Origin of the sequence: Vogesella facilis, from assembly GCF_042648525.1 — a bacterium.
Lineage (GTDB): Bacteria > Pseudomonadota > Gammaproteobacteria > Burkholderiales > Chromobacteriaceae > Vogesella > Vogesella facilis.
On record NZ_JBHRXN010000032.1, the window covers coordinates 1 to 19,459 of the forward strand.

Consider the following 19,459-nt stretch of genomic DNA (forward strand, 5'->3'; position numbering starts at 1 on the left):
GCAAACGGGCTATCGCCGGTAGAGTTTGAGAAGCAATATTTCCAACGGCTCAAGAGTGTCTAGAGAAGCTGGGGCGATTCAGCTGTTGGTTTGGTCGCCCGATGGACAACTACCATGTTTCAGTAAAGGCGTCCTTCGATGGTGAGTGCCTCAAAATAGAGTTCGAGGATGGTGAAGTCCTAGAAGTGTGGAATCCCTCTGGGCTCATCACAGATGGAATTGTGTTGAGGATTCCCAGTGCATCGAGGGTCAAGTGGTCTTGGTACTACTACGGAGCACCAAAGAACGAGAATTCGCGCATGTACTACGACTACACGTTAAAGGGCAGTGTGGTGGAGTGCGTAACCAACTCACCGTGGCCCAATGATCCGTCCTCAAAAGAGCCAGCAGTCGAATTATGCTAATTACGCATAACCCTGCAATCAACCGGACCTGCGCGAAAAGCCGCGCAGTCCGGTTATTTCCACGTTGGGCCACATAACAATGCAATCGACGGAATTACTTAAAGAGTTCTTTGCTGGCTACTTCCACCAAGATTACTTGCTTGATGACCCGACTTGGGAAGCTGTCGTGCTGCGCTATCGCGCAGATTCGGGTGATGTTGCGGCTCGTGCAATCGCTGACGAAATTCAAGCGTTAGTGGCAACATCTCCGTCTGAGAAAGCTCTTGAATCGTTCCTTTTCAACGAGCTTGGTTGCTACTACACTCCTCGACCAGATCTTGGCGGTCCAAATTTCAGTTTGTGGCTAGGTAGTGTCAGTGCCGAGCTAGTGAGGTGAGTTCATTGCGCCCAACCTTGCAGTCAACTGGACTGCCTCCACGCTGCGCGTTCCGGCAGCCAGTTACTTTTAAACGTTGGGCGTCACAAATAGCGCAATGAAACGGGTACTGACGATTGGCGTAATTTTATTCGTTGCTGTCGCAACGTATTACTACCACTTAAGCCGAGCGAGAGTCGAGAACCAGAAGCTTCTAGAGATTGTTCTCTCAAGCTACTCATTGGCCATCTCCGTTCCGGCAGGAAGCACTCTTGTTTATCAAGAGCAAGAAGTGAGTCGAATATGCAAGACCGCCGAAATTACGAAGCTGTTTTCCACTGACCATGCCCCCGAAGATATTTGTGAATCAATCTCTCGCCCACTCAAGTCAGCGGGATGGAAATCCTATGATGGCTGTCGAGTAATGACCTATCCGTTCAAGCGCGCGCCAATTGATGGTGATCGTTCCTCATACATCTTTACCCGCTTTGCCGCAGCAGAACCATCTACTCATTTTGGTGTGGAGGTATCCGCCAATCCATTCGATGCTTGGGGTCTGTTGTTTATGTTGTCAGATTTCGGTGAACAAGAGGCTATTCCACTCGCAAGACAACAGGGCAAGACATTTTTTATGGTGAAACTCCATTACATAGAAGATCATGCACTATTTAACGAGCACTGCCCTGAAACCGGACAACGATGCGATTGCGTTGAACGCACCCTTTTTGCTTGGAAGTTCTCCGATGGTCGTGAATTCTCAAGATCGGAGTGAGATGTCTGCGTTGCCAATTCGCCAGTGACTGCTTGGTCTCAGTAGCGAACCGTCTAACGTCACTCAGAGAGTGTCCGCTTTGGCCGAACTGTTGCCCTTGAGTGGTCGGCTTGGGTAACTGCTCCACGCTGATAGCAGCCATCTTGCCCCTAGCAGCTTGACTGACAGCATTGGGGCAACTACTACCGCAAAAAGGTTGGCCGCATCCGGCCATCCGCACGGCCACTCCGCGCAGCAAACTGCCGGCAGCCCGGCGCAGGCAGGCAAACGCCGCCCTCGCCAAGCGCCGCTCGGCTGACCGCGCTAAACGACATGCCTAACCATGCATCATGCTGGCCAGTTAGCGGGGGCCATAAAAAAGGCCAGCAGCATGCTGGCCAAAGTCACCATCAGGGGAAATGTTTACATCACGGGGCCGCGGTCGGCTGTTCGCCGCCGATGGTTGAAACCACGCTCCATTTACCATTCTTAACCTGGTACACGGTCACCGCGCCGTTCTTGATGTCGCCTTTGTCATCAAAGGCAATCTTGCCAGTGACACCGCGGTAGCTGGTCTTGCCCACTGCGGGCAGGTAGTGCTGCGGCTCCGCCGAGCCGGCCCGCTGCATGGCGTCAACCAGCACGCGCACGGCATCGTATTCGTACGGGGCGTAGACCTGCACCTCGGCGTTGAAGGTGGCCTTGAACTTCTTATCGAACGCGGCAAAGCCGGGCATCTTGTCGCGCGACACGCCGCAGCTGGAGGCGTACTGCCCTTCCGCGGCACCGCCGGCCAGCTTGATGAACTCCGGCGACTGCCAGCCATCGCCGCCCAGCAGCCGGGCCTTGAGGCCGAGGCGCTTCATCTGCTTGGCCAGCGGGCCGGCCTGGGCATCCATGCCGCCGTAGAACACCACGTCCGGCTGCGTGGCCTTGATGGCGGTGAGAATGGCGTTGAAGTCGGTGGCGGTATTGCTGGTGAACTCGCGTTTTACCACGCTGGCGCCCTTGCCCTTGACCGCCTTTTCGAACTCGTCGGCCAGGCCCTGACCATACGCCGTACGATCGTCGATGATGGCGACCTTGCTCGCTTTCAGGCCCGCCACCGCGAACTGCCCCAGCGCCGTGCCTTGCTGCACATCATTGGCAATCACCCGGAACGTGGTCTTGAAGCCCTGCTTGGTGTAGTCGGCATTGGTGGCCGACGGGGAAATCTGCGGCAGGCCGGCATCCGCGTAAATCTTGGACGCCGGAATGGTGGTGCCGGAGTTCAAGTGGCCGACCACGCCGACCACGCCGGCATCGACCAGCCGCTGCGCCACCTGGGTGCCGATTTTCGGGTCGCCCTGGTCGTCCTCGGACACCAGCTCGAACTGAACCTTCTTGCCGCCGATTTCGATGCCTTCCGCGTTCAGATCCGCAATCGCCAGCCTGGCACCGTACTCGTTGTCCTTGCCCAGGTGGGCGATCGGCCCGGTCATCGGCGACACCTGGCCGATCTTGATGACGGTTGCCGCTGAGGGGTTGGCCGCATCAGGCTGCGCGGTGGCCTGTTCGCCCTCTGTCGCCGGCTTGGCGCCGCAGGCCGCCAATGCCAGGGCGACCGCCGTGCAGGCGCCCAGCGTTACGAATTTTTCCATGATTTGCTCCTAGGTAGTGTGGCGATGCTGTTGTGCTGTTACGGATCGGACGGCAAAACACTCCCCGCTGCTTGCCGGACGGAGCAAGCAGCAACAAGGGAAGAAACAAGGGGAAAACACGCGGGATGCAGGCGGGGCGCTACCCGCCTGCGGTTCAGGCGCGGAGCGGTGGCGGCAGGCTCGCGGCAGCCGCCTGCTGCATGTGCTGCCACAGTGCGGCCACATGCTCGCGTTCGGTCGGCAGCGCGCCGATCGAGATGCGTACCATCCAGCGGCCATCCAGAATCGCGGGGGTGACATAGGCCTGGCCGGACTGGTTGAGCGCATCGGCCCAGGCCAGGGTGTGGCGGTCCAGCTCCTCGCCCGCCAAACCAGCCGGCGCATGGCGCAGGCACACCGTCTGCAGATTGACCGCCGCCAGCACCTGCCAGTCCGGCGCATTGCACACCTGCGCCTCCAGCCATTTGGCATTGGCCAGGTCACGGCGCAGCCGCTGCTGCAGGCCTTCCACCCCTTCGGCGCGGATCAGGCACCACAGCTTGAGCGCACGGAAGCGGCGCCCCAGCGGAATGCCCCAGTCGCGCAGGTTTTTCACTTCGCTGTCGACTTTGGATTGCAGATAGCTCGGGTTGGTGCTCATCACCCGGATCAGGTGCTCCTGGTCGCGCACATAGTAGAGCGAGCAGTCGAACGCCACGCCCAGCCATTTGTGCGCGTTCAGCACCAGCGAGTCGGCCTGCTCGATGCCGTCCCACATCCAGCGACACTCCGGCAGCAGCATCGCCGAACCGGCCATCGCCGAATCGACGTGGAACCACAGGCCATGCGTTCGGGCGATAGCGCCGATGGCCGCCAGCGGGTCGCTGGCGGTGGTGGTGGTGGTGCCGGTGGTGGCGACAATGGCGCATGGCTGCAGGCCGGCGGCCAGGTCGGCCTGGATCGCCTGCTCCAGGGCGGCGGGCAGCAGCGCGAAATCGGCATCGGTCTCCACGTAGCGGATGTTGTCCTTGCCGAAGCCGGCCAGCAGCGCCGCCTTGTCCACCGAGCTGTGCGCCTGGCGCGACACATAGATGATCAGCGGCTTGTCCAGCGCCTGCATGCCGCCACTGACCAGCGAATAGCCGGAGGCGCGTTCGCGGGCGCAGATCAGCGCCAGCAGCGTGCAAGTGGAGGCGGTGTCCTGGATCACGCCGCTCCACTGCGCCGACAGCCCCACCATCTGGCGCAGCCAGTCGGTGGTGGTTTCTTCCAGCTCCGTCAACGCCGGGCTGGACTGCCACGATAGCCCCAGCACCCCCAGGCCGGTGCTGAGGTAATCGCCCAGCACCGAGGCAAGCGTGCCGTTGGAGGGGAAGTAGCCGAAGAAACTCGGATGCTGCCAGTGCGACAGCCCCGGCATGATCAGCCGGTCGACATCCGCGAACAGCGCCTCGAATGGCTCCGCCTGTTGCGGCGGCGCCTTGGGCAAGGCCGCCTTGAGCTGGCCGGGTTCAACCTGCGCCATCACCGGCAGGCTGGCGACATTGCTGCGATAGTCGGCGATGCGGTCTATCAGTTGATGGCCGTAGCGACGAAACTCGTCTGGGGTCATGGCATGCGCTCCTTGAATTGACACATCCGTCTAGATGCTGCGGCCAGTCTAGAGGGGGAGTGCGCCAGGCAAGAACACCGCGCGCCGCATAGCAGGCATGCAAAAACCGGATAGTTACTGCCCCGCGCGATAGTGGCTCACGCCGAAGCGCGACTCCTGCCACAGCGCGTGCACCTGGTTGCGAAACCATTGGTGCGCCGGGTCGTGGTGGGTGCGGCTGTGCCACAGCACCCAGTAGCGATGGGTATGGCTGATGAAATCCAGCGGCCGCCAGCAGATGGGGTAGACCTGCGCCAGGCTGGCGGCGATATGCTCCGGCAGGGTGACCAGCAAGCGGCTGTCGCTCACCACGCGCAAGGCGGCGGTATAGAACGGCACCTCCAGCCGCAGGCTGCGGCGCAGGCGCTGCTGGCTCAGGTGCTGGTCGATAAAGCTGTCCTTGTCGCCGCCGCCGGAAATGCGCACATGCGACCAGGCCAGATAGTCTGCCTGCGCCAGCGCCTGGCAGGCGGCCAGCGGATGCTGCCGGTGCATCACGCACACCGGCCGGTCCTCGCCCAGCAGCTTGCCATGCAGCTCGTCCGGCACGTCGTCCAGCATGCTGGTGATCAGGTCGAGGCCGCCGCTGGCCAGCAGGTCAAACTGCCGGGGCTGCCAGGTGTGATAGCGCAACGAGACCTGGGGTGCATGGCTGGCCAACCGCTGCATCAGCAGGGGCAGCATGTGGTCGGCAATGTAATCGGAGGCGGCCAACTCGAAGCGGCGCTGGCAACGGGCGGGAGAAAACGAGGCCGGGCTGAGCAGCGCCGCCATTTCTGCCAGCAGGTGCTTGAGTGGCCCGACCAGCGTCTCGGCCCGCGGCGTCAGCACGTATTCGCGGCCGTGCCGCACCAGCAGCGGGTCGTCAAACTCCTGCCGCAGCTGCGCCAGCTGCCGGCTCAGCACCGGCTGGCTGCTGTCGAGCCGCACGGCGGCATGGCTGAGGTTGCGGGTTTCCAGCAACACGTCCAGGGTGTGCAGCAGGGCAAAGCTGAGGTTTGAAAGCGGCATGGTTTCCTCGGGGGAGCTTTCAAGACCGCAGAAACTTAACATGTAAATTTAATGCCGCCTACGCCGGCGTGGCCCTGCCCTATCGCCCGTTAAGCGCCGTGGCGCCCGCCGCAACGGCAGCCATCCGGGCGACCGCCGCAGCGCAAGGTTGGCCGCAAAGCGGCTGCGGCCAACCTTGCCGCCGTTCCTCGCGGCGGCGCCGCCAGCCCGCCCGCTTACTACGCGCTTAGCCGGCTATTGAGCAGCACGCCATCGCGGGCGATCACCCGGCCGTGGCGGATCACCGTGCGTGCGCGCGGGCGCAGCGCGATGGCCTCACCCACCGTCTGGGCCGGCAGCAGCAGGAAGTGCGCCGGCTGGCCCGGCGCCAGCCCGTAATCGGCCCGCCCCAGTGCGCGGGCGCCGTTGACGGTGCCGGCATCGAACGCCGCCCGCAGCCCGGCGTCGGTGCGCTCGTAGAAGCGGTAGGCCTGCAACATCACCCGCTCCAGCATGTCGCCGTTGCCCATCGGCGACCAGGCATCGCGGATGCCGTCCGAGCCGAGGCACACTGTCACCCCGGCGGCGCTCAGCTCGGCAAACGGCGGCACCCCGATGTCCGCCGGCGCGGTGGTGACGATGCTGATACCGTTGGCGGCCAACCTTGCTGCCAGCGGCGCCACTTTCGGCCACGGCAGCATGCCGAGGCAGAAGGCGTGGCTGAGCATCACCCGCCCCTGCCGCCGGTACTGCTCGGTAAAGTCGCAGATGCGCGCGATCTGCCACAGCCCCAGCTCGCCGCCGTCGTGCAGGTGGATGTCGACGCCGCGGTCGAACTCGGCAGCCAGCGCGAACACCTGCGTCAGCTGCGCGACCGGGTCGCCGTCGATGCCGCACGGGTCCAGCCCGCCGACGTTCTCCATGCCGGCTGCCAGCGCCTGGCGCATCAGCGCGGCGGCGCCGGGGCGGGTGACGAGGCCGGCCTGCGGGAAGGTGACGAACTCGATGTCGATCAGCTCGGCGTACTGCCGGCGCAGTTCGAACATGGCCTCGATATGCGCCCAGCCCAGCTCCGGATCGGCATCCACGTGGCAGCGCAGCAGCTGGGTGCCCTGGGCGATGCAGTGCTCCAGCAGCGCGCCGGCGCGCGCGGCGATCGGCACCGTCTGCTCGCGCAGGATGCGGCGCTCGTTGTCGATGCGCGCGCGCAGGTTGTCGGCGGCGCTGTGCGGCTGCCACGGCAGGCTCCACAGCGTCTTGTCGAGGTGGGTGTGCGCCTCCACCAAGGGCGGGGTCAGCAGCTGGCCGCCGCCATCGATATCGCCGGCTGCCAGCGGCAGCTTGGCCGCCGGCCGCCGTGCGCCGATGCGGCCGGCCACGATTTCGATGTCTTCCGCCGCGCCGCCATAGGGGCGGACGTTACGCAGCCAGTACGGGTGTTGCATGTTTGTCTCGCTTGCTGTGTTGAACATGGCCGGCTGCCTTATTTCAGGCTGCCGGACAGAAACTGCGCCAGGCGCTCGCTCCTGGGTGCCACCAGCACCTGTTTCGGGTCGCCCTGCTCCTCGATGCGGCCCTGGTGCAGGAAGATCACGTGGTTGGACACCTCGCGCGCAAAGCCCATCTCGTGGGTGACCACCACCATGGTGCGGCCCTCCTCCGCCAGCGCCTGCATCACGCGCAGCACCTCGCCCACCAGCTCCGGGTCCAGCGCCGAGGTCGGCTCGTCGAACAGCATCACGTCCGGCTCCATCGCCAGCGCGCGGGCGATGGCCACCCGCTGCTGCTGGCCGCCGGACAGGTGCGACGGGTATTTGTCCTCCACCGCGGCGGCCAGCCCCACCTTGGCCAGATATTTGCGCGCCCGCGCGATGGCTTCCTCGCGCGCCAGCCCCTGCACGTTCACCGGCGCCTCGATCACGTTTTCCAGCACCGTCATGTGCCCCCACAGGTTGAAATGCTGGAACACCATCGCCAGCCGGGTGCGCAGCCGCTGCAGCTGGCGCGCGTCGGCGGCGCGCAGCGCGCCGTGCTTGTCCGCCACGGTGCGGATTTCCTCGTTGCCCACCCGGATGCGGCCCTTGCTCGGCTGCTCCAGGAAGTTGATACAGCGCAGGAAGGTGCTCTTGCCGGAGCCGGACGAGCCGATGATGCTGATCACGTCGCCGGCCTTGGCCTGCAGCGACACGCCCTTCAGCACTTGGTGCGTGCCGTACTGCTTGTGCAGTTCTTCTACTGTCAGTTGGTACATGTTGAGTTCTCCCAGATTAATGCGCTCGCGGTTGCAGGAAGGCCAGCCAGCGGCGCTCGCAGCGACGGAACAGCCACACCAGCGCGAACACCACGCAGGCGTACAGCACGGCGGCGAGGCCGAAGGCCTCGAACGAGGCGTAGGTGGCCGAGTTCACGTCGCGCGCCACTTTCAGCAGGTCCGGCACGGTGGCGGTAAAGGCGATGGAGGTGGAATGCAGCATCAGGATCACCTCGTTGCTGTACGAGGGCAGCGCGCGGCGCAGCGCCGAGGGCAGGATGATGCGGCGGTACAGGGTGAAGCGCGACATGCCGAAGGCGCGCGCCGCCTCGATCTCGCCGTGCGGGGTTTCGCGGATCATGCCGGCGAACACCTCGGTGGTGTAGGCGCAGGTATTCAGCGCAAACGCCAGCAGCGTGCAGTTGAAGCCTTCGCGGAAGAAGGCGTCCAGCAGCGGCTGCGCCCGCACCGACTCCAGGCTGTAGATGCCGGAATAGATGATCAGCAGCTGGATATACAGCGGCGTGCCGCGGAACACATAGGTATACAGCCACACCGGGCCGCTGATGAAGCGGTTGGGCGCCACCCGCGCCACCGCCAGCGGCACCGACAGCACGAAGCCGATGGCAATCGACAACAGCAGCAGCCACAGCGTCATGGCGAGGCCGGACAGGCGGTAGCCGTCGCTCCACAGATAGGCCTGGCCGTATTCCTGCACGATGGCAATGATCTGGTTCATAGCTCGGCCTTTCTCACGCCGGCGGCGTAATGGCGACCCAGCCACGCCAGCAACAGGGTGGATACCGTGGTGATGGCGAGATAGATCGCCGCCGCCACCAGGCTGAAGAAGAACAGCTGCAGCGAGCCCTTGCCGGCGTCCTGGGTGGCTTTCACCACGTCGGACAGGCCGATGATCGACACCAGCGCGGTGGCCTTGATCATCACCTGCCAGTTGTTGCCGATGCCGGGCAGCGCGAAGCGCATCATCTGCGGGAACAGCACGCGGCGGAACACCTGCCACGGCGTCATGCCGTAGGCCACGGCCGCCTCCAGCTGGCCGCGCGGCACCGCCTGGAACGCGCCGCGGAAGGTCTCGGTAAAGTAGGCGCCGTAGATGATGCCCAGCGTCACCACCCCGGCCACAAACGGGTCGATGTCGATCTGCGCCAGCCCGGCCCATTCGGTGAGGTGGTTCAGCGCGATCTGCAGGCTGTAGAACAGCAGCAGCATGGTGACCAGATCCGGCACGCTGCGGATCAGCGTGGTATAGCCTGCGGCCAACGTTTGCAGCAGGCGGCTGGCCGACAGCCGCGCGCTGGCGCCGGCCAGGCCCAGCAGCAGCGCCGCCGCCAAGGCCAGCAGCGCCAGCTGCAGCGTCATCCAGGTGCCGCTGGCGATCAGCGGCCCATAGCCTTGTAACATGATGAATCTCCTTGCCGGACGGGGCGGCCAGACCGCCGCGCCCGCTGCCGGCGGCGGCTTAGTAGATGTCGAAGGAGAAGTACTTGGCGGACAGCCGCTTGTAGCTGCCGTCCTTGTGCAGCTCGGCCAGCTCGCGATTCAGCTGCTGCGCCAGATCGCCGTCTTCCTTGCGCAGGCCGATGGCGGCGCCGACACCCAGGGTCTTGCTGTCGGCCACGCCGTTGCCGGCAAAGGCGTAGTCACGCCCGGCGGCGGTCTTGAGGAAGCCCAGCTCGGCCTGCACCGAAGACTGGAACGCCGCATCCAGCCGGCCGGAGGTCAGATCCTGATACACCTGGTCCTGGTTCTGGTACGAGGTGACGGTGACGCCCTTCGGCTCCCAGTAGGCCTTGGCATAGGCCTCGGCGGTGGAGCCCTGCTCCACGCCGATGCGCTTGCCGCGCAGGGTGTCCGGCGCCGGCTGCAGCGCATTGCCCTTCTTCGCCACCAGTCGCGGCGGCACGTTGTAGATCTTGTCGCTGAAGCTGATCTGCTGCAGGCGCTTTTCGGTCACCGCCATCGACGACAGGATGGCGTCGAACTTCTTCGCCTTCAGCGCCGGGATGATGCCGTCCCAGGCGTTCTCCACCCACACGCACTTGGCTTTCAGCTTGGCGCACAGCGCATTGCCCAGGTCGATGTCGAAGCCGACCAGCTCGCCGCTGGCGGCCTTGGATTCGAACGGGGCGTAACTCGGATTGACGCCGAAGCGGATGACTTTCCAGTCTTGGGCAGCGGCGCCGGTGGCGATGCAGGCCAGCAGGGTGGCCAGGGCAAGTTGTTTCATATTGCTAATCTCCTTTGTTGCGACGGGTACAGCGAGTTGCGGCCAACCTTGGGATTGCTGTTGTAGTGGTTGGCCGTGCTTGGACGGCGGGCTGACGCCCAGCGCCCGCCCGGTTCACAGGCCGCGCATGCTGCGCGGATAGCTTGCCGGGGAAAATCTTGCGGTCAGCAGCAGCATCGCCAGCACGATGGCCAGCTGCCAGCTCCAGCCGCCGGCGAACTGGCCGCCGCGTTCGCGCCACCAGCCCATCAGCCAGGGGCCGGCGGCGGTGAGCAGGAAACCGCAGCCCTGCACGAAGGCGGCCAGGGTGCCGGCGCGCGCCGCGTCCGGCAGGTGCTCCAGCACCAGCAGCAGGCACAGCGCGAAGAAACCTCCCAGGCCGATGCCGGCCAGCACCGCCCAGCACCACGGCGCCAGCAGCGGCCACCAGGCAAAGCCGGCCAGCGCCACGGCCTGGCAGGCCAGCGCCAGCCACAGCAGCGGGCGATGATCGCCATGGCGGCGCGACAGCAGCGGGAACAGCAGCGCCGCCAGCGCCTGCCACAGCGCCAGCCCGGCCAGCAGGTTGGCCGCAGCCTGCGCCGGCATGCCCTGCTCGCGATAGAACGACGGCAGCCACGCCACCAGGCTGGAATAACCGCTGTTGGTGAGGCCGAAATACAGCGCCAGCAGCCAGGCGCGGCGGTTGCGGCCACAGGCGCGCAGCGACAGCGCCGGCGACTCCCCCGCCGCGGGCGGCGCATGGCGTGCCGCCTGCCGCCACCACAACAGCAACGCCAGCAGCGCCGGCAGCAGCCATACCGCCAGCGCCAGCCGCCAGCCGCCAAACTGCGCCAGCCACGGGCTGCTCAGCGCACCCAGCGCGCCGCCGCCGACCAGCGCCGCGGAATACACCCCCATCGCCAGGCCGACGCGCTCGGGAAACAGCCGCTTGGCCACCCCCGGCATCAGCGCCTGGATCGCCGCCACCCCGGCCCCGGCCACGCCGGCACCGGCAATCAAGCCGGCACTGTCGCTGACCCAGGCGCGCGAGGCGCAGCCGGCGGCCAGCAGCAGCAGCGCCAGCGCCACGGTGCGGCGCTCGCCGATGGCACCGGCCAGCCGCGCGCCGGCGAAGGCCAGCAGCCCCATCAGCACGAACGGCAAGGCGGTGAGCACCGCCGCGGCGCGAAAGCCCAGCCCGGTATCGCTGCGCAGCAGGTCCAGCACCGGCCCCACCGAGGTGAGGAACGGCCGCAGATTCAGCGCGATCAGCGCCAGCAGCAGCAGCGCCGCCAGCGCCTGCTGGCGCGGCAACGGCCAGGCGGCGGTGCGGGCAACGCTCATGGCCGGGCGGCGCCGGCGGCGCGCGGGGCAAGGGACAACGGGCGGGAGGACGACATGGTTTGGCTCCGGTAAGCCTGCGACGGTGCAGGCACGATTGGCTTGCTTGCAGTCTAGGGAGCGGCGCTATAATTTAGAAATTAAATGTTCAACTAGCTTGCAGTGGGAAACGCAATGATCAATCCGATACTGGACCCGGTGCTGCTGCAGAGCTTCGTGGCGGTGGTGGAAAGCGGCAGCTTCACCCGTGCCGGCGACCGCGTGCACCTGAGCCAATCCACCGTCAGCCAGCATCTGCGCCGGCTGGAAGAACAACTGGGCAGCGAGTTGCTGGATCGCAGCGGCCGCTACGTGGTGACCACCGAAAGCGGCGCGCGGCTGCTGGTGCACGCGCGCAAGCTGCTGGCGCTGATGGAGGACGCGGTGGCGGAACTGCGCGAAGGCCAGGTGCAGGGCGAGATCCAGCTCGGGGTGCCGGAAGACTTCGCCGCCGACCTGCTGACGCCGGTGCTGGCCGCCTTCGCCCGCGACAACCCGGCGATCCGGCTGGAAGTCAGCAGCGGGCTGAGCAATACCCTGTGGCAGCAGTTCTGCGCCGGCAGCTACGATCTGGTGCTGGTGAAGCAGCGCCAGGGCCACACCGTCGGCGACGCGGCGTGGCCGGAGCCGCTGGCGTGGCTGGACAGCCGCCAGCACCCGACCTGGCAGCAGGACATCGTGCCGCTGGTGGTGTTTCCGGTGGGTGGCCTGTACCGCGACGAGATGATCCACGCGCTGGAAAGCAGCGGCCGGCGCTGGCGCATCGCCTACAGCAGCGCCAGCCTGGCCAGCGTGCGCTCGGCGGTGGCCAGCGGGCTGGGCATCAGCCTGCTGCCGGCGCGGCTGGCGCTAGCCGGCCACCGCCAGCTGACGGCAGACGACGGTTTTGCCGCGCTGCCGCCGCTGGAACTGGTGCTGCACAGCCGCGCGGAAGCGCCGCAACGGGTGCGCGACCTGGCGCAGCGGCTGCGCGCGCTGTGCGAGGCGGTGATGCAGGCCGAGGCGCGCGGCTAAGCACAGCGGCGTCAGAGGGGCAGCTCAGGCCCGCGCCGGCCGTGGCGCCGCCTGCGGTGCGCGCTGCAGCCCCCACACGTTGGCCGCAACAATCAGCAGCACCCCCAGCAGCTGCCAGCCATCCAGCAGCCGGCCATAGGCCAGGTAGTCCACCAGCAGCGCCACCACCGGGTAACTGAAGCCGAGCAGGCCGATCCAGTGCGTGGGCAGCTGGCGGAAGGCGGCGTACATGATGATGTACATCAGCGTGGTGTGCACCAGCCCCAGCGTGGCCAGATAGCCCCAGTGGCCGCCGGCCACCCACAGGCTGGCGTTGTCCAGCAGCGGCCACAGCAGTAGCACGCCGGTCAGCGTCTGCACGCAGGCGATGTGGCTGGGCGCCAGCGTCTTCGGCAGCTGCTTGCTGATCAGCGTCACCACCGCGTACAGCACCGCGGCGCCCAGCGCCAGCAGCACCCCCAGCAGGCTGCCGCTGCCGCCCTGCCCCGGCTGCACGATCAGCAGCATGCCGGCGAACGCCACCGCCACCGCGGCCAACTTGCGCGTAGTCAGCGCCTCGCCCAGCAGCAGGCGGCCGAGCAGCAGCAGCCAGAACGGCTGGGTGTGATACACCACGGTGGCGATGCCGATCGAGCTGTAGTGGTAGGCATTGAACAGCAGCAGCCAGTTGCCCACCAGCGCCACGCCACCGGCCACGCACCAGGCCAGGCTGCGCGCGGTAAACGGCCACGTCTGCCACAGCCCGCGCCACCAGGCGTACAGCCCCAGCCCCAGCGCGCCCAGCAGGCAGCGCACGAATACCACGTTCCACACCGGCTGGCCGGACTGCAGCACGAACCAGCCGATAGTGCCGGACAGCGCCATCGCGGCCAGCATTTGCAGCACGCCGCTGCGTAGTTGTTGCGTCATGATCCCGTTCTCCTCGCGCTTGCAGGCATTAAGTGTGCAACAGCATAAGCAAGTCGCGCAGCTGGCTGAATGGGCTTTGCAAGGCAAAACCGGGCTGTTACCTTGCATTTATCGCCCAAAGTACGGAATTGCCTGCAATGAAAGACTGGATCGACGTACAGCTGCTGGGCCTGCTGGCCAGCGACGCGCGCAGCAGCATCGCCGAGCTGGCGCGGCAGCTGAAGATGTCCGGCCCCAGCGTGTCGGAGCGGCTGAAGCGCTTGGAGGAGCAAGGGGCGATTCGCGGCTACACCCCGGAGCTGGACTGGCGGCAATGGGGTTACAGCCTGCAGGCCATGGTGCGGCTGCGGCCGCTGCCGGGGCAGCTGAAGGCGCTGGAGGCGCGCATCGTCGCCACCGCGCAGATCACCGAGTGCGACAAGGTGACCGGCGAAGACTGCTACATCGCCCGCCTGCTGCTGCGCGACATCGGCCAGCTGGACGAGATCCTGGACGGCTTTGCCGAGCTGGCCAGCAGCAGCACCAGCATCGTCAAGGCCAGCCCGGTGCTGCGCCGGCTGCCGCCGCTGCAGCCCTGAGCGCGTGCTCACGATCTGCTGCGCGTCGGCGCTACGGCGTGAATCCGGCTCGGAGATGCGCATTGACTGCAGGTCACTTCCGCGCCCCGCAGTTGCCGCCTTGTCTCGCCCTAGCTCGCAACATCGTGCACACACTCAAAAAAAAACGGCCAACCCGAGCAAAAGGTTGGCCGCACAGTGCAGAAGCAAGGGAGGAAAATAATCAGGCGCTGTACTGGCGCTGTGGCTGGCCGCTGCGCTGGGCGTTTTCCCAGCCGTCCACCATGCCCACCGCCACCTCGGCCGCTGCCAGCGGCGCCAGCCCGCGCACCAGGTCGGCGGCGCGTTCGGCCAGCATGATGGTGGGCGCGTTCAGGTTGCCGTTCGGCTCGGTGGGGAACACCGAGGAGTCGATCACCCGCAGGCCGGCGATGCCGCGCACCCGCAGCTCGGAATCCACCACCGCCATGTCGTCCTCGCCCATGCGGCAGGAGCCGCACGGGTGCATGGTGCTTTCCATGTTGGCGCGCACGAAGGCGTCGATCTCTTCATCGGTCTGCACCTGCGGCCCCGGCGCCAGCTCCTCGCCGCGGTAGGCGTCCATCGCCGGCTGCGCCAGGATCTCGCGCGTCAGCCGCACGCAGCGGCGGAAGCCTTCGCGGTCCTCCTCGCTCTGCAGGTAGTTGAAGCGGATTTCCGGGTGCTGGTAGGGGTCGGCGGAACGCGCCCGCACATAGCCGCGGCTCTTCGGCTTGTTGGGGCCGGTCAGCACCATGAAGCCATGGCCCTTGAACGGCTTGTCGCCGTCGTAGCGCATCGCCGCCGGCAGGAAGTGGAACTGGATGTCCGGCCAGCGCAGCCCCTTGGCGGAGCGGATGAAACCGCCGGCCTCGAAGTGGTTGCTGGCGCCCAGGCCATCCTTGAACAGCAGCCAGCGCAGGCCGATCAGCGCCTTGCCCCACAGGCTCATCTTGCCGTTGAGGGTGATCGGCTGCTTGCAGGCGTACTGGATGTAGATCTCGCTGTGATCCTGCAGGTTCTCGCCCACCCCCGGCAAGTCGTGCTTCACCTCGATGCCGGCCTGGCGCAACACCGCCGCCGGGCCGATGCCGGAGCGCTGCAGCAGATGCGGCGAGCCGATCGGGCCGGACGACACCAGCACCTCCTGCCGGCAGCGCACGCTATGGGTCACCCCGTCGCGGTCGTACTCCACCCCCACCGCGCGCTTGCCCTGCAGCAGGATGCGGCGGGTCATGGCGTGGGTGATCACCGTCAGGTTGGGACGCTGCATCGCCGGGCGCAGGTAGGCATTAGCAGTGGACCAGCGCACGCCGTTCTTCACCGTCATGTGCATGGCGCCGAAGCCTTCCTGCATATAGCCATTGCAGTCGGCGGTCTTGATGTAGCCGGCCTCGGCACCGGCCTCCACCCAGGCGCCGTACAGCGGGTTGGCCATATTGTTGCCGTTGTTGGTGGCCAGCGGGCCGTCGCCGCCGCGGTAGTCGTCACCGCCGAACTTGAAACTCTCGGCGCGCTTGAAGTACGGCAGGCAGTGCGCATAGCCCCAGTTCTTCGCCCCCAGCGACTGCCACTCGTCAAAGTCGCAGGCGTGGCCGCGGATGTACACCAGGCCGTTGATCGACGAGGAGCCGCCCAGCACCTTGCCACGCGGGCAGTGCAGGCGCCGGCCGTCCAGATGCGGCTCCGGCTCGGTCTCGAAATGCCAGTTGAAGCGCTTGGTGTTCATCGGGATGGAGAACGCGCTGGGCATCTGGATGATCACGCTCTTGTCGCTGCCGCCGTATTCCAGCACCAGCACGCTGACGCTGGGGTCCTCGCTCAGGCGGTTGGCCAGCACACAGCCGGCGGAACCGGCACCAATGATGATGTAGTCGAAAGTCTGTTCCATGATGCGTCTCGATTCGTCTTGCCTGCAGACCGGGGCTTGCCGACAAAGTATTGCGTGCAGCGGGTAGCGGCCAGGGCATTGCCCGGGCCGCCTGCCGCGGTTCGGGGCTTACCAGCCTTCGCCGGTGGTGTACTGCGGGGAGTGCTGCTCGATGTGGCGGATCACCGCCTCTTCCTTATCCAGGTCCAGCGACAGGCACAGCAGGTAGTAGGCGATGCCGGAGACGATCAGCCCCACCAGCCAGGCCAGGTCCACGCTGCCGATCATCCGGGCCAGCGGGCCGACGAATACCTCCTGCGGGCCGTTGAAGATGGTGAAGAACGGAATCATCGCCAGGAAGCCGATCAGGTAGGCCAGCAGGCCGCGGCGGCCCCAGTGGCCGTACAGGTTGTCGTGCGGCAGGAAGAAGTGCGGGATGGCGTAGCGGCCGCGGCGCACGAAGAAGTAGTCGGTGAGGTTCACCGCCGTCCACGGCACCAGGAAGTACAGCATCACCACCAGGTAGATATTCAGCACCGACAGGCCGGAGCCGGAGGTGTAGATGCTCATCGCCACGCCCAGCTGCAGGCACACCACGAACAGGATGGCCCAGATGCGTACTGTGGCGGTCGGGTTCACCTTGCGGAAGGAGTCCACCCCGGTGATGGCGGTGAGCTTGGCGCTGTAGATGTTCATGGCGATCACCGGCAGGAAGGCCAGGATGGTTACCGCCACCACCACGCTGCCCAGCTGCGGCGCAAAGCTGGCGCCGACGCTGTTGAGCGCCACCAGCACGTCGGTGGCATGCAGGTGCTCGCCCAGCCAGCCGCCCACCGCGATCATCCACGCGCCGGACAGCGAGGCCCCCAGGAATACCGCGGCGATCAGCTTGCCGCTGGGAGTGTTCTTCGGCAGGTAGCGCGAGTAGTCGGACACATACGGCGCGTAGGCGATGTTGTAGCTGGCACCGGCGGCGAACTGGGCGATGAAGCCGATCCAGGTAAAGCCCAGCGGCGCGGCGGCCGGCACGTTGGCCGCAAGCGGCGCATCCTGGATCCAGCCCAGCAGCACCGCCAGGGTGACGATGCCGTACAGCGGCAGCGACAGGAACAGTGACCACTTGAAGGTCTTGTGCATCCAGTCGTGACCGAGGATGGCGAGGATGGTCGCCGGCACCGTCACCGCCAGCCCCACTTGCAGCGGCCCCCACTGGAACAGGGTGTTCAGCCCCTGCATCATCAGCACCAGGTTGACGATATTGAAACCGGCGAACACGAACAGCGTGGCCAGCAGCACCAGTACCACGCCGCGATAGCCGAACTGCGCCCGCGACTGGATCATCTGCGGCAGGCCAAGGTGCGGCCCCTGCGAGCCGTGAAACGCCATGAACAGCGTGCCGAACATGATGCCCAGCGTGCCGGCGATGGTGGTCCACAGCGAGCTGAGGCCCACGCTGGGGCCGACGAAGCCGATGGTCATGGTGAAGAAGGTGAAGTTGCCGACAAACCAGAACGGCCCCTGGGTAGACAGCTTGTCGGTGCGCTCATGCTCCGGAACGAAGTCGATGGAGCGGCCCTCGATATCCAGATTGCCCTTGGCGGCAGCCTGGGATGCAGAATGTTGCGCGTTCGATTTCATGGTATCTCCTCGCATTTCTCATGCGCCGGTCCGGCCCGCTCAGCGGCGGGCGGGCGGCAGCCGACGCAGCGGCCCCGCTGGGCGGCGCGTCACGGCGAAGGGCGGGCGGTGGCTTGCGGCCAACCTTGCCCCGGCCGGCTGGAGATGCGTGCTGAAGGAGCGGACCGTCGCGGCAAACTGCCGCTGCCGGCCCTGCTGCGGCGCGCCCGCTATGGCGGCGCCGCGCTCCTCCTGCTTTCATCATCGTCCATGCCGGCGGGCGTGGCACGGTCATCATTACCGGCCACCGCCCTCCCGCCTCAGGGCAGCGTGATCCACACCGCCTTGCTGACCATCAGATGCTCCAGCTGCTCCGGCCCCAGATCCTTGCCGAAACCGGAGCCCTTCACCCCGCCGAACGGCAGCGCCGGGTCGATGGTGCCGTGGCCATTCACGTACACCATGCCGGCATCCAGCCGCGGAATCAGGCTGTGCACCAGGCCCAGGTCGTTGGAATAGATCGCCGCCGCCAGGCCGTATTCGCTGTCGTTGGCCAGCGCCACCGCCTGATCCACGTCGTCGAACGGCAGGGTCACCAGCACCGGGCCGAAGATCTCCTCCTGCACGATGCGCATCTCCTGCCGGCAGTGGGCGAAGATGGTCGGCTCCACGAAGAAGCCCTTGCCCGGCAGCGCCTTGCCGCCGCACAGCAGCTCGGCGCCCTCCTCGATGCCGCTGGCAATGTAGGACAGCACGCTGTCCTGCTGCTGCGCCGACACCAGCGGGCTGATGTAACAGTCCGGGTCCAGGCCGGGAGATATCTTCAGCTCGCGGGTCAGCGCCACCAGCTCGTCCAGGAACGGCTGGTACACACTGCGCGCCACATAGACGCGGGTGCCGGCATCGCACACCTGGCCGGCATTGAAGAACACGCCATTGACCACCGCGGCGGCGGCGGCCTTCAGGTCGGCATCGGCCAGCACCAGCACCGGCGACTTGCCGCCCAGCTCCAGCGTCACATGCTTGAGCTGCTCTACCGCGGCAGCGCCGACCTTGCGGCCAACCGGGGTGGAGCCGGTGAAGGAGAGCTTGTCGATGCCGGGGTGGCTGCTCATCGCCGCGCCGATCACGCTGCCACGGCCGGTAACGATGTTGACCACGCCATCCGGAATGCCGGCCTCTTGCACCAGCTCGGCGAAGCGCAGCGTGGACAGCGAGGTCAGCTCGGCCGGCTTGATCACCATGGTGCAGCCCACCGCCAGCGCGGCGGCCAGCTTCCACACCATGGTCTGCAGCGGGAAGTTCCACGGCACGATGGCGGCCACCACCCCCAGCGGCTGCTTGCGGGTATAGGCCAGGTAGTTGCCGGGCAGCGCCGCCGGCTCGGCGGTGCGGCCGTGCAGCTTGCTGGCCCAGCCGGCAAAGTAGCGGATGGTATCCACCGAACCCTGCACGTCGATATCACGGGCGAAGGCCACCGACTTGCCCATGTCGATGGCTTCCAGCTCGGCCAGCTCGGTGGCGTGTTGTTCCATCAGGTCGGCCAGGCGCTGCAGCAGGCGCTCGCGCGCCAGCGGCTTGAGCTGGCGCCATTCGCCGCCATCGAACTGCGCGCGGGCGGCGGCCACGGCGCGGTCCAGCTCGGCCACGCTGGCGGACGGCACGCGGGTGATGTGGCCGCCGGTGGACGGCTCGGTCACCTCGAAACAGGCGCCGTCGGCAGCCTCCAGCCACTGGCCGCCGATGAACATGCGCTGCGGCTTGGCCAGAAATGCGCGGGTGGCGGCGGACACGCCGTATCGGTCCAGGTACTGCTGTACGACTTGATCCATGTTGTTCTCCT

17 protein-coding genes are annotated in these 19,459 nt (G+C 66.2%); 4 read left to right on the forward strand and 13 right to left on the reverse strand.

What is annotated here, in order from left to right; translation table 11 throughout:
* Positions 1-483: 483 nt before the first annotated feature.
* Positions 484-780, forward strand: coding sequence for a contact-dependent growth inhibition system immunity protein (locus ACFOLG_RS13625; protein ID WP_386092760.1), 297 nt, complete (start codon positions 484-486; stop codon positions 778-780).
* Between the two features lie 97 nt (positions 781-877).
* Positions 878-1,531, forward strand: a complete 654-nt coding sequence (locus tag ACFOLG_RS13630) for a hypothetical protein (protein WP_386092762.1) — start codon at positions 878-880, stop codon at positions 1,529-1,531.
* A 407-nt stretch (positions 1,532-1,938) separates the two neighbouring features.
* Here ACFOLG_RS13630 and ACFOLG_RS13635 read toward each other — a convergent pair whose 3' ends face one another.
* From ACFOLG_RS13635 to ACFOLG_RS13675, 9 genes are all read right to left on the reverse strand, one after another.
* The gene (locus tag ACFOLG_RS13635; RefSeq protein ID WP_386092764.1) at positions 1,939-3,150 is read right to left on the reverse strand and encodes a branched-chain amino acid ABC transporter substrate-binding protein; all 1,212 of its coding nucleotides are present in this window, start codon (positions 3,148-3,150) and stop codon (positions 1,939-1,941) included.
* 154 nt (positions 3,151-3,304) lie between these two features.
* On the reverse strand, positions 3,305-4,741 hold the full coding sequence (locus tag ACFOLG_RS13640; RefSeq protein WP_386092766.1) for a pyridoxal phosphate-dependent decarboxylase family protein: 1,437 nt from the start codon (positions 4,739-4,741) through the stop codon (positions 3,305-3,307).
* A gap of 114 nt (positions 4,742-4,855) precedes the next feature.
* Positions 4,856-5,791 (reverse strand): LysR family transcriptional regulator, encoded by a 936-nt coding sequence (locus tag ACFOLG_RS13645; RefSeq protein ID WP_386092768.1) that lies wholly within the window; start codon positions 5,789-5,791, stop codon positions 4,856-4,858.
* A gap of 218 nt (positions 5,792-6,009) precedes the next feature.
* Positions 6,010-7,215, reverse strand: a complete 1,206-nt coding sequence (locus ACFOLG_RS13650) for an amidohydrolase family protein (RefSeq protein WP_386092770.1) — start codon at positions 7,213-7,215, stop codon at positions 6,010-6,012.
* 38 nt (positions 7,216-7,253) lie between these two features.
* On the reverse strand, positions 7,254-8,021 hold the full coding sequence (locus tag ACFOLG_RS13655; protein WP_386092772.1) for an ABC transporter ATP-binding protein: 768 nt from the start codon (positions 8,019-8,021) through the stop codon (positions 7,254-7,256).
* A 16-nt stretch (positions 8,022-8,037) separates the two neighbouring features.
* Complete coding sequence (locus tag ACFOLG_RS13660; RefSeq protein ID WP_386092774.1) at positions 8,038-8,760, reverse strand: ABC transporter permease; 723 nt, start codon at positions 8,758-8,760, stop codon at positions 8,038-8,040.
* Positions 8,757-9,446, reverse strand: coding sequence for an ABC transporter permease (locus tag ACFOLG_RS13665; protein ID WP_349583644.1), 690 nt, complete (start codon positions 9,444-9,446; stop codon positions 8,757-8,759). The genes ACFOLG_RS13660 and ACFOLG_RS13665 overlap by 4 nt, the downstream gene beginning before the upstream one ends.
* A 55-nt stretch (positions 9,447-9,501) precedes the next feature.
* On the reverse strand, positions 9,502-10,269 hold the full coding sequence (locus ACFOLG_RS13670; protein WP_386092776.1) for an ABC transporter substrate-binding protein: 768 nt from the start codon (positions 10,267-10,269) through the stop codon (positions 9,502-9,504).
* Between the two features lie 114 nt (positions 10,270-10,383).
* Positions 10,384-11,595 carry a cyanate transporter gene (locus tag ACFOLG_RS13675; RefSeq protein WP_386092778.1) on the reverse strand — a complete coding sequence of 404 codons (1,212 nt, stop codon included), beginning with the start codon at positions 11,593-11,595 and terminating at the stop codon, positions 10,384-10,386.
* A 171-nt stretch (positions 11,596-11,766) separates the two neighbouring features.
* Here ACFOLG_RS13675 and ACFOLG_RS13680 point away from each other — a divergent pair, with 171 nt between their 5' ends.
* A complete protein-coding gene (locus ACFOLG_RS13680) occupies positions 11,767-12,645 on the forward strand; it encodes a LysR family transcriptional regulator (protein WP_386092780.1) in 879 nt (292 codons plus the stop codon).
* Between the two features lie 24 nt (positions 12,646-12,669).
* Here ACFOLG_RS13680 and ACFOLG_RS13685 read toward each other — a convergent pair whose 3' ends face one another.
* Positions 12,670-13,554, reverse strand: a complete 885-nt coding sequence (locus tag ACFOLG_RS13685) for a DMT family transporter (RefSeq protein ID WP_386092781.1) — start codon at positions 13,552-13,554, stop codon at positions 12,670-12,672.
* A gap of 137 nt (positions 13,555-13,691) precedes the next feature.
* On the opposite strand from ACFOLG_RS13685, the gene ACFOLG_RS13690 reads away from it, so the two are divergent.
* On the forward strand, positions 13,692-14,132 hold the full coding sequence (locus tag ACFOLG_RS13690) for an Lrp/AsnC family transcriptional regulator (protein ID WP_386092783.1): 441 nt from the start codon (positions 13,692-13,694) through the stop codon (positions 14,130-14,132).
* 202 nt (positions 14,133-14,334) lie between these two features.
* Here the strand turns inward: ACFOLG_RS13690 and betA are convergent, their stop codons facing one another.
* The 3 genes from betA to ACFOLG_RS13705 all read right to left on the reverse strand — a co-directional run bounded on the left by betA (position 14,335) and on the right by ACFOLG_RS13705 (position 19,448).
* On the reverse strand, positions 14,335-16,020 hold the full coding sequence (gene betA / locus ACFOLG_RS13695; protein ID WP_386092785.1) for a choline dehydrogenase: 1,686 nt from the start codon (positions 16,018-16,020) through the stop codon (positions 14,335-14,337).
* Positions 16,021-16,128: 108 nt separating this feature from the next.
* Entirely contained in the window at positions 16,129-17,637 is a 1,509-nt protein-coding gene (locus ACFOLG_RS13700) for a purine-cytosine permease family protein (protein WP_386092787.1), read from the reverse strand.
* Positions 17,638-17,936: 299 nt separating this feature from the next.
* Entirely contained in the window at positions 17,937-19,448 is a 1,512-nt protein-coding gene (locus ACFOLG_RS13705) for an aldehyde dehydrogenase family protein (RefSeq protein WP_386092789.1), read from the reverse strand.
* Positions 19,449-19,459 lie beyond the last annotated feature (11 nt).

Bases quoted from the DNA above. Each gene is read 5' to 3' on its own strand.
- ACFOLG_RS13690 (WP_386092783.1), top strand. From the start codon at position 13,692: ATGAAAGACTGGATCGACGTACAGCTGCTGGGCCTGCTGGCCAGCGAC.
- ACFOLG_RS13660 (WP_386092774.1), bottom strand. From the start codon at position 8,760: ATGAACCAGATCATTGCCATCGTGCAGGAATACGGCCAGGCCTATCTG.
- ACFOLG_RS13625 (WP_386092760.1), top strand. From the start codon at position 484: ATGCAATCGACGGAATTACTTAAAGAGTTCTTTGCTGGCTACTTCCAC.
- ACFOLG_RS13685 (WP_386092781.1), bottom strand. From the start codon at position 13,554: ATGACGCAACAACTACGCAGCGGCGTGCTGCAAATGCTGGCCGCGATG.
- ACFOLG_RS13630 (WP_386092762.1), top strand. From the start codon at position 878: ATGAAACGGGTACTGACGATTGGCGTAATTTTATTCGTTGCTGTCGCA.
- ACFOLG_RS13680 (WP_386092780.1), top strand. From the start codon at position 11,767: ATGATCAATCCGATACTGGACCCGGTGCTGCTGCAGAGCTTCGTGGCG.
- ACFOLG_RS13670 (WP_386092776.1), bottom strand. From the start codon at position 10,269: ATGAAACAACTTGCCCTGGCCACCCTGCTGGCCTGCATCGCCACCGGC.
- ACFOLG_RS13650 (WP_386092770.1), bottom strand. From the start codon at position 7,215: ATGCAACACCCGTACTGGCTGCGTAACGTCCGCCCCTATGGCGGCGCG.
- ACFOLG_RS13640 (WP_386092766.1), bottom strand. From the start codon at position 4,741: ATGACCCCAGACGAGTTTCGTCGCTACGGCCATCAACTGATAGACCGC.
- ACFOLG_RS13675 (WP_386092778.1), bottom strand. From the start codon at position 11,595: ATGAGCGTTGCCCGCACCGCCGCCTGGCCGTTGCCGCGCCAGCAGGCG.
- ACFOLG_RS13655 (WP_386092772.1), bottom strand. From the start codon at position 8,021: ATGTACCAACTGACAGTAGAAGAACTGCACAAGCAGTACGGCACGCAC.
- ACFOLG_RS13635 (WP_386092764.1), bottom strand. From the start codon at position 3,150: ATGGAAAAATTCGTAACGCTGGGCGCCTGCACGGCGGTCGCCCTGGCA.
- ACFOLG_RS13700 (WP_386092787.1), bottom strand. From the start codon at position 17,637: ATGAAATCGAACGCGCAACATTCTGCATCCCAGGCTGCCGCCAAGGGC.
- ACFOLG_RS13645 (WP_386092768.1), bottom strand. From the start codon at position 5,791: ATGCCGCTTTCAAACCTCAGCTTTGCCCTGCTGCACACCCTGGACGTG.
- ACFOLG_RS13705 (WP_386092789.1), bottom strand. From the start codon at position 19,448: ATGGATCAAGTCGTACAGCAGTACCTGGACCGATACGGCGTGTCCGCC.
- betA (WP_386092785.1), bottom strand. From the start codon at position 16,020: ATGGAACAGACTTTCGACTACATCATCATTGGTGCCGGTTCCGCCGGC.